Origin of the sequence: Nocardiopsis alkaliphila YIM 80379 (assembly GCF_000341005.1) — a bacterium.
Taxonomy (GTDB): Bacteria; Actinomycetota; Actinomycetes; order Streptosporangiales; family Streptosporangiaceae; genus Nocardiopsis; species Nocardiopsis alkaliphila.
The window spans coordinates 1-6,647 of record NZ_ANBD01000133.1; the positions used below are offsets into that span (position 1 = coordinate 1).

Annotated in this window: 7 protein-coding genes; 4 read left to right on the forward strand and 3 right to left on the reverse strand. The window is 66.6% G+C overall.

All coding sequences use genetic code 11. The features are described from left to right. From D472_RS25965 to rmuC, 3 genes are all read left to right on the forward strand, one after another. Positions 1-602: VWA domain-containing protein (locus D472_RS25965; protein ID WP_017606040.1), on the forward strand; the 602-nt coding region annotated here is incomplete at its 5' end. Positions 603-838: 236 nt separating this feature from the next. Further along, complete coding sequence (locus D472_RS0118935; RefSeq protein WP_017606041.1) at positions 839-1,933, forward strand: hypothetical protein; 1,095 nt, start codon at positions 839-841, stop codon at positions 1,931-1,933. Between the two features lie 488 nt (positions 1,934-2,421). Continuing rightward, positions 2,422-4,083 (forward strand): DNA recombination protein RmuC, encoded by a 1,662-nt coding sequence (gene rmuC, locus D472_RS0118940; protein WP_239643008.1) that lies wholly within the window; start codon positions 2,422-2,424, stop codon positions 4,081-4,083. Positions 4,084-4,310: 227 nt separating this feature from the next. Here rmuC and D472_RS0118945 read toward each other — a convergent pair whose 3' ends face one another. Further along, positions 4,311-4,778: an NUDIX hydrolase gene (locus D472_RS0118945; RefSeq protein WP_017606043.1), complete on the reverse strand. Its 468-nt coding sequence runs from the start codon at positions 4,776-4,778 to the stop codon at positions 4,311-4,313. Positions 4,779-4,909: 131 nt separating this feature from the next. Here D472_RS0118945 and D472_RS28715 point away from each other — a divergent pair, with 131 nt between their 5' ends. Beyond that, on the forward strand, positions 4,910-5,083 hold the full coding sequence (locus D472_RS28715) for a hypothetical protein (protein ID WP_017606044.1): 174 nt from the start codon (positions 4,910-4,912) through the stop codon (positions 5,081-5,083). 477 nt (positions 5,084-5,560) lie between these two features. On the opposite strand, the gene D472_RS0118955 is transcribed toward D472_RS28715, so the two are convergent. After that, on the reverse strand, positions 5,561-5,953 hold the full coding sequence (locus D472_RS0118955; protein ID WP_033304219.1) for a hypothetical protein: 393 nt from the start codon (positions 5,951-5,953) through the stop codon (positions 5,561-5,563). Positions 5,954-6,059: 106 nt separating this feature from the next. After that, positions 6,060-6,620: an ATP-binding protein gene (locus D472_RS0118960; protein ID WP_033304221.1), complete on the reverse strand. Its 561-nt coding sequence runs from the start codon at positions 6,618-6,620 to the stop codon at positions 6,060-6,062. Positions 6,621-6,647 lie beyond the last annotated feature (27 nt).

The following is a 6,647-nucleotide window of genomic DNA, read 5'->3' on the forward strand; positions in this document are numbered from 1 at the left end:
CGCTGCGGGCCACCCTGGCACGGGCCCGGCGCACCGGTTGGGAGCCGGTGGAACTGGTACGCGAGCGCCCCCAGCGGCGACCGCGCCCGGTGGTGGTGCTGTGCGACGTGAGCGGTTCGATGCGCGCGCAGAGCGCCGGCCACCTCCAGCTGGCCAGGGCTTTGACCTCGATGACCCGGACCGAGGTCTTCACCTTCGGCACACGCCTGACCCGGCTCACTCCCCTGTTGGGCCGGGGCACGGTGGACGAGGTCTTGGAGAAGGTCACCGAGGCGGTGGAAGACCGGTTCGCCGGGACCCGGATCTCGGCGAGCCTGCGCGAGCTGTTGGCTTCTCGACACGGCGGCGTGGTGCGCGGTGCGGTCGTGGTGGTGCTCTCGGACGGGTGGGACAGCGATCCGCCCGAGGAGATGAGGGCGGCGATGGAGCGGTTGCGTCGCCGGGCGCACCGCGTCGTGTGGGCCAACCCCCGAGCGGCTGCGCCGGGGTTCTCGCCCACCACCGGCGGGATGGCGGCGGCCCTGCCCTACTGCGACGTCTTTCTGCCCGCGCACAGCTTCGCGGCGTTGCGCGAGGTCATCGAGGCCGTGGCCACCGACTGATCATTTCGCGACAAGAACGAAGATCGGTCCGGGGTCGAATACGCATACGAGGTACACCTTCGGCAAAAGTGCGCTGAGGTGCGGAAATGGTCGATCACCCACGGGTTTGGCTACGCTGACCCTCTGTCCATGAACTGTGAGTCCCCATCGGTCGGGGCGTGCTCGCCAAACCCCGTCATCGGCGACACCAGTCAGGGAATTGCCTCCGCACATGAGAAGAAAGGGCCGATGACGGTATGACGTCCGCGAAGGACTATCTGCGGTACACCAGTCATTCGACCGCCAAGAGCGCGCAGCATCTGAAGAACATCGAGGGTTCGAGCGCCGCCGCCGCCAGGTCCGCCGCCCAGAACACCGAGCTCTTGAAGGGCATCGCCTTCACCAGCTCCGCGAGCATGGTCTTCAACGGCATCACCGCCGCGAACACCGCACGCCAGGCCAGGACCCAGGAGCGACAACTCGCGCTCCAACAGGAGCAGCACGCACTCCAGCAGGCGATGGCCGAGCAGACCGCCCGGCACGAGTTCTCGATGTGGCGGCAGACCCCGGAGGGCTCCGCGTTCGTCGACTGGCAGCAACGCGCCGTCGCCCTGGTCCCGCTCCTGCGCGACCGTGAACACACGTGGAACGCCGCGTGGTCCAGGGCGATCGAGCGAGCCCGGGCCCAGACCCCTGGGGACGAAAGACAGCGCTTCATGAAGCATCCGGCGCGGCTGAAGCAGTCCGGTTTCGCATTCGCTTCCATCGCGAGTTTGGTCATCGCCGGATTCTTCGCGCTCAGCCTCCTCTTTCAGGGCCTGGGGGCATCGGCTCAGGAAGCCGTCAGGGGGCCCGCCGGTAGCGACGAATTCACCTACCAGGACTGCTTGGACATCCTCGCGGACCCGGACAACGTCATCATGAACGAGGCCGACTGCGAAGCCATCAACCCCGATCCCTCCGGTCCGATCGCCGAAAGGTCCGTGGGGCTGGCCCTGTTCGCCGGACTGGGGATCGCGTTCTTCGTCGTTCGCAAGGTCAAGCAGCGGCAGGCGTCGACCGACCCGACCGTGCGCGACGAGGCCGAGGCGAGGGTCGCCCGGTGGGGATTCGATCCGTTGACCACGCAGGGGGCGTGGTACCCGTGGCACGAATCGCAGGGTTTCACCGGCTACGCCGACCGCATCGAGCACATGGTGCACACCGGTCCTCAGCAGCGCCCACAACCCTCACAGCTCATTCCGCTCCAGGTGCCGACCCCTTGGCCACCCGCCGGACACCTCCCCGAGGAGGTCAACCAGGTCCTGTCCTCCTTCCGTGAGGAGAACGCGGAGATTTCCGGCCGGCCATGAAGGTCTCGCCCTATGCCCCGACCGGACCGTCCCTCCTCGGGGCGGGGTTCCCTGGGCCGGGTGCGCCGCTCACTCACCGGCCCGAGGCCGGACCGTGCTGACCCCCGAGCGCGAACACCGGTGCGCCTTGGATCCGATCCGCGCCGTCGTCAAAAGCGGCGGCGCGGGAGTGGCTTTCCCGGCACGGGTGCGAGGAACGACCCTCGGTGCCCACGATCCACTCGGGATTGACCGGCAGAAGTGACCCCGAGCCGGCGGAGGCGCCCGACTTCTTCCCCTATAGCCATCCTTCTACCATTCTCCATTCATTGATAACCAGGGTTATCGAATTCTCATTTCCTTCGAGGTCTTCACCTCTCTACGGTGAGGGTTCATCGCGTTCCACCCGTCTCGGAATTCCCGGGCCCCTCGTGAACGCGACGATCCCATCCTCTTCGCACGCCGACACCAGGCGAGCGCACTTCCCTGGAGGAATCACCGTGAACACCATGCTCATGATCGCCTCGCCCCTGGTGGCGGCGGTGCTCTTCGCCGCCCTCGGTTACCTGTTCGCGCGCTCTCGCGCCGAGTCGCAGCATCGTTCCTTGAAAGAGGACAACAGCCGCCTGGAATCCGACCTTCGGGTCACGAGGCAGGAACGCGACCAGGCCCAGGATCGATACGAGGCGTCGCGCGCAGAACACGAGCGGGCTCGGGTCGAGCACCAGGGTCGCGAAGCCCTTCTGATCGAACAGAGCACCCGGCTGGAGGGTGCCTCAGGGCGAATAGCGACCCTGGAGACCGAGCTCGACCACCTACGCGAGCAGCGCGGGCAGGCCGACGCCGAGGCCGAAGGGCTGCGCACCGAGCGGGAAGCCGCCAATCGGCGCATCCGTGAGCTGGAGGGTGAATCGGCCACTCGCGACCAAGAACACGCGGCTCTGACGGCCACCATCGAACAGCTCCGGTCGGACCTGCGCGATCACCAGCGCGACCTGGAGAAGCTGCGCACCGAACGCGCCGAACTGGAGAAGCGGCGGGCCGCGCTCGATTCCGCGCACAAGGAATTGGAACGGGTCCGTGAGGAACAGACCCGGCTCCAGTCCGAACAGGTCGAGGCCACCGTGGCCAAGATGTTGAAGTCCTCCCAGGAAACACTCAGCAGCACCGCCGACGACAAACTGGGGGCGACCGCCAAGGTGGTCGGCGACAAGATCCAGGAGCTGGAGAAGCACCTGCGCGAGTTCGACGGCAGGCGCACCACCACGGAGACCCGCCTGGACGAGCAGATCAAGCGTCTGGCCGAGGAGAACGTGCGGAGCCGGGAACAGACCGAAGCGTTGGTCCAGGCGCTGCGCAAGCCCCAGGTGCGCGGCCAGTGGGGCGAACTGCACCTGAAGAGGACCGTGGAGCTGGCCAACCTACGCGAGCACGTCGACTTCGACCTCCAGGTCAGCGTCGAGGGCCAAGAGAGGAAACAGCGGCCGGACATGGTCGTCAACCTCGTCAACGGCCGCAAGGTCGTGGTGGACGCCAAGGTCTCACTCGACGCCTTCATGAACGCCATCGAGGCCGCTGACGAGGCCGATCACGAGCGGTTCATGCAAGAGCACGCCGCACAGATCCGCAAGCACGTGGACGGGCTCGCGTCGAAGGAGTACTTCACGACGGTGGCCGGCAGCCCGGACTTCGTCCTGATGTACCTGCCGAACGAGGCCCTGCTCCAGGCCGCCTTGGACAAGCGCCCCGACCTGTACGAGTACGCCCTGGGCAAGCGGATCATGATCGCGACCCCCACGGTCCTGGTCCCGGTCCTGCGCACCATCGCCCTGTCCTGGGAAGAGGAGAAGGTCCGGGAGAACTCCGAGGCCATCCAGAAGCTGGGACGGGACATCTACGATCGTTTGGCCGTTTTGAGCGGGCACCTCTCCTCACTCGGGAACCACCTCGACCAGTCGATGAACTTCTACAACAAGACCATCGGTTCCTTGGAGCGCAGCGTGCTGCCGGCCGCACGCCGCTTCCCGGAACTGGGGGTCTCCACGCCCAAGGATCTGCCTCTGCTGGATCAGAAGGACGTGACGACCCGATCCATCAAGGCCGAGGAGTTGCTGCCGCCGGTCGTTCCCGCCCCCGAAGTCACCACCGCTGAGGAAGAGCCGATCGGCTGAGTGCCCGTTCCCTCCGATGACGCGGCCGTTTCCCGCCCCGGGGGGAACGGCCGCTCCGTTAGGCGGCGCAAAAGGCCGGAATGCCGTTCATCGGTTCACGCCTTAGCCGGTTCCTCTCCGCGTCAGACTCAAGGCCTACCGGGGGAAGGAAGTACGGCAAGGCGATGTGGCCCAGGCATGGGGAGCGGAATAGCCGCACTCAGGTCAAGGTGAACACGCCGATCCGCTCAGCCCGGGTGGGGTACACCTTTCCCCAAGGCATGCTTCACACGCAGCCGTTGGGTGTGGTGCATCGGCAGGTCCTCCAGTTCGGAAGGGGTGAACCACCCCGCCTCGTACGACTCGTCGCTGACGGCGAGTTCTCCCCCGACGACCCGGGCACGGAAGCACACGTTGAACTGGCGGCGCACCTCCCCGTCGCTGTAGGCGATGACGTGCCGGGCATCGGTGTAGGTGCCCACCAATCCGATCACCTCGACCTCGTAACCGGTCTCCTCTCGCACCTCCCGCACGGCGGCCTCGGGCAGGCTCTCAGTCATCTCCATCGCGCCGCCCGGCATCGCCCACAACCCGTTGTCCACCCGCCGCTGCAACAACAGGCGCCCCCCGTCATCTATGACGGCCGCACTGGCCGCCACCACCAGACTGTTGGGCACAGGCGCGTTCGGATCGTCGTAGTACTCGGTACGGGCCATAGGTGCGTTCACTCCTTGAGGGGGCGGGCCGTACGCCACACGGCGTCCATACTGGCGGCGTATGCGTCGAACAGTCCTTTCGGGGCGACCCGTTTGAGTCGCAGCAAGGGGTTCCCGAGGTCGCGGACAGGGTGGTCGAGGAGTTCACGGAACAGCTGACCACCAAGAGCGGGCTCTTGTGTCGGTTGCTGCTGTGCGCCAACGTCGCGCGAGCCACCCTTCGTACGAAGAAGGAGCTCCCCCTCAGCGGAGCCATGGCGAGAACCGCTGACACGATCGTGGCCGAACTCGCGCACCCGTCCTGAACCGTAGGTGGTGCGGATGCCTTGGGTAGGTGGCGCGGTGCCGTGGCCTCCTGTTGGCGTTACACGTGGCATGGTGGGAAAAGGCTGCGGTGACCGTCATCGCCTGTCGCCGAGGATCGAACGCGAACAGGATTCTTGAGTTCCGAACGGCCACCGGAGCCGGGGCGGAGCTCCTTCATCGGTTTGTTGGGCGCGGAGACCCGGCCTTCAGGGCCGGGAGGAAACACCCTCTACCTTCCAGTCATCGAACCGTCCTCGATTAAAGAATAGGGGTCGAAACTTTGATGGTCGGGTGATCCGTTCAAGGTTTCCCACGATCATCTTGACCGGCACCGAAACAGCCGGTGCCCGTGCCACGTGCTCCTTTCTCTATCTCAATGGGAAGGACCAGGTGGCGCCGGCGGGTGGGCGTGGTCAGGGATCAGGCCGGGGCGGAGAGGTCCCACCCCGGCCGTGGACCCAGGGCGAGGCTCGGAGTCAGTGCCGGGTCCAGAACTCTCGGGGACGCAGCCGGCTCTGGGATCGCGCCCACAGGTGGGCCAGCAGGTCGTCATAGGTCTTGGCCTCGTACATGCCGGTGGCGGAAGCCACCCAAAAGGATTGCGTGGCCTCACCGAACCACGTGATCAGTCCTCGGTGGCGGGCCTGGAGCGTCGCGGCCTGGTGGTGTTCCAAAGCGAACTCGGCCCGGTGTCCGCCCAGGCGGGGCAGGGTGCGGGCACGTTGGGCGCGGCAGGTGCGGTGGGTGCAGGAGACGCAGGCCGGCCCGGAGGTCACGACCGGGCGCGGCGGGGCGGGGGTGAAGACGGTCCCGGTCGGGGCGGGGCGAGTGTCCACGGGGCGTCGCGGCGCGGGGATAGGGTGGTTCATCAGATCCTCGTTTCCTTGCATATGCCTTGTTTGGGTTTTGGGGGTTCAGGGCCCGGAAGAGCGTTGCCGCGCTCTCCTGGGCCCGTCTCATGTCATGTGGACGTGATCAGTTGGGACCGTTCCAGGCGCTGTTGGTCAGGTCGTAGGCCAGGTACAGCCACACGGTGCGGTACTCCACGTTGCCGTTGTCGCCCCAGTCCGTGGCCAAGGCGTCGATCATCGCCAGGCCGCGCCCGGATTCGGCGCCCAGGTCGGCCCCACCCGAAGTCGGTGCTAGGCGGGCGTTGCGGGTGCGCAGCCCGCCCCGGTCGTAGCAGGACAGGCGCAATCCTTCCCTGTCGCGGTGAACGTGCAGGGTGTAGCTGCCGCCCGGATATCCGGACAGGCTGTGTTGGATCGAGTTGGTGGCCAGCTCACACCCCAGCAGGGTGAACAGGTACCGGTAATCGTCCGTCTCGGTGGCCGCACAGGTGTCCAGGAATGCGCGGACCAGGGGCATCAGGGCGGGGACGCCGGCGAAGTCGTAGCTGCGCGCCCGGTAGTTGGGGCGTTCGGGCAGCCCGGAGAAGTAGTGGCGCTGGAAGGGCCGGATGAAGCTGGCCAATGGCACCGTGGCCTCACCCTGAACCGGGACCGGTACCACGGGTGTGAGGACGGTTTCGGGCATGACGAACACACTCCTTGACATGGCTGC

What these genes read in the sequence shown, in the direction of transcription:
- D472_RS0118935 (WP_017606041.1), top strand. Translation starts at nt 839, where the DNA reads ATGACGTCCGCGAAGGACTATCTGCGGTACACCAGTCATTCGACCGCC.
- rmuC (WP_239643008.1), top strand. Translation starts at nt 2,422, where the DNA reads ATGCTCATGATCGCCTCGCCCCTGGTGGCGGCGGTGCTCTTCGCCGCC.
- D472_RS0118945 (WP_017606043.1), bottom strand. Translation starts at nt 4,778, where the DNA reads ATGGCCCGTACCGAGTACTACGACGATCCGAACGCGCCTGTGCCCAAC.
- D472_RS0118955 (WP_033304219.1), bottom strand. Translation starts at nt 5,953, where the DNA reads ATGAACCACCCTATCCCCGCGCCGCGACGCCCCGTGGACACTCGCCCC.
- D472_RS0118960 (WP_033304221.1), bottom strand. Translation starts at nt 6,620, where the DNA reads ATGCCCGAAACCGTCCTCACACCCGTGGTACCGGTCCCGGTTCAGGGT.